Source organism: Streptomyces sp. GbtcB7, from assembly GCF_019091445.1.
Classification (GTDB): Bacteria; Actinomycetota; Actinomycetes; order Streptomycetales; family Streptomycetaceae; genus Streptomyces; species Streptomyces mirabilis.
The window spans coordinates 1-1,685 of sequence record NZ_JAGXJM010000113.1; the positions used below are offsets into that span (position 1 = coordinate 1).

3 protein-coding genes are annotated in these 1,685 nt (G+C 68.7%); 2 read left to right on the plus strand and 1 reads right to left on the minus strand.

The features are described 5' to 3' along the window. On the minus strand, positions 1 to 283 hold a 283-nt coding region (locus KVT44_RS55410; protein WP_217576821.1), incomplete at its 3' end, for an LLM class flavin-dependent oxidoreductase. A 293-nt stretch (positions 284 to 576) separates the two neighbouring features. Between KVT44_RS55410 and KVT44_RS55415 the strand changes: the two genes are divergently transcribed. Then, positions 577 to 1,347: a crotonase/enoyl-CoA hydratase family protein gene (locus tag KVT44_RS55415; RefSeq protein WP_217576823.1), complete on the plus strand. Its 771-nt coding sequence runs from the start codon at positions 577 to 579 to the stop codon at positions 1,345 to 1,347. Further along, positions 1,344 to 1,685: CoA transferase (locus KVT44_RS55420; protein ID WP_308314428.1), on the plus strand; the 342-nt coding region annotated here is incomplete at its 3' end. The genes KVT44_RS55415 and KVT44_RS55420, both read left to right, overlap by 4 nt.

Below are 1,685 nucleotides of genomic sequence, written 5' to 3' on the forward strand. Positions count from 1 at the left end.
CCGAAGCACCGAGGCCGAGCATGAATCGGCCGTCCGACACGTAGTCCAGGCCGGCGGCCGGCATCGCGGGGAGCGTCGGCGGACGGGTGTAGATCTGGGGGGTCCCGGACGCGATCTGGGGGCGTTCGGTCTTCGCGGCGGTGTACCCGAGCTGGCTGATCGCGGCGAAGGAGTACGCCTCCGCCACCGCCACCAGATCCAGACCGGCGCGTTCATAGTCGGCAAGCTCGGCGACCGTCTCACGGAAGCCGCCGCTGTAGCTCAGAGACATACCGATGCGCATCGTGTTCCCCTTCGTCACGGAAAGCGGGTCATAGCCCTGTGTCAGGGGGAGAACCAGAAGCGATCCCGCGCATACGGCTCGGCATGCGAACACTCGGCCAGAACTCCCCACAGCGACGACGGTACTTATCGATCGCTAAATAGTCCATGAGGCCGATCGAATGCCACCTCGGGACTTTGCCTCACCAGCGCCCACTCGACCACGACAAGTTGACATCATCCGCGACTCCGCTTTAATTTATCGATCGATAAGTCAGCGAACTCTTCTCTGTGTCTCGAACCAAGGAGTCCTCCTTGCAGTCCGACGCGGTAGTACTGGCCGAGTACCACGACGGCGTCGCCGTCATCACCCTCAACCGGCCGCAAGCGCGCAACGCCGTCAACCTCGCCGTGGCGCAAGGGGTTGCCGCCGCGCTCGATGAACTGGACCGCCGGGACGACCTCGCCGTCGGCGTGATCACCGGTGCCGGCAGCAGTTTCTGCGCCGGAATGGACCTCAAGGCCTTCCTTTCGGGCGAGAACCCCACGGTCGAGGGCCGCGGGTTCGCAGGTATCACCGAGGCGCCGCCTCGCAAACCCCTGATAGCCGCGGTCGAAGGCCACGCCCTGGCTGGTGGGTGCGAGATCGTACTTGCCTGCGACATGGTGGGCGCAGCGGACGACGCCCGGTTCGGGCTCCCCGAAGTCAGGCGCGGCCTGATCGCGGCCGCGGGCGGCCTGCTCCGGCTGCCCGGCCGCATCCCTGAGCAAGTGGCGATGGAACTGGCACTCACGGGCGATTCCCTTGACGCTCGGCGTGCCCACGCTTTCGGCCTGGTCAACCGGCTCACCGAACCCGGAGGCGCGCTCGACGGGGCACTGGCACTCGCCGACTCCATCGCCGCCAACGGCCCCCTCGCGGTGCGCATGACCAAGCGGGTACTCCGAGAGGCCGCCTCCTGGCCCGCCGAGGAGCGCTGGGAGCGCCAGCGTCCGCTGGTCCAGTCGGTCCTCACCTCCGAGGACGCGAGGGAAGGTGCCAGCGCGTTCGCCGAGAAGCGCCAGCCGAAGTGGACGGGCCGGTGAACTCGCTCGCCCGGCAGCCTGTCGCGGGGCCGCTCGCCGGCACCCGCGTGGTCGAGCTCGGCGGCATCGGACCAGGGCCCTTCTGCGGAATGCTCCTCGGCGACCTGGGCGCGGTCGTGATCCGCATCGACCGCCCCTCCGAAGCCGGCCTTCCCGCCGGCTCCGCTCTGCACCGCAATCGGCGGTCCATCGCCGTTGACCTCAAGCACCCTCGGGGCACCGCGGCGGTACTCGATGTCATCGCGGCCTCCGACGCCGTGATCGAAGGATTCCGCCCCGGCCTCGCCGAGCGTCTGGGGCTCGGTCCTGAGCCGTGCCTGGCGCGCAACCCACGACTG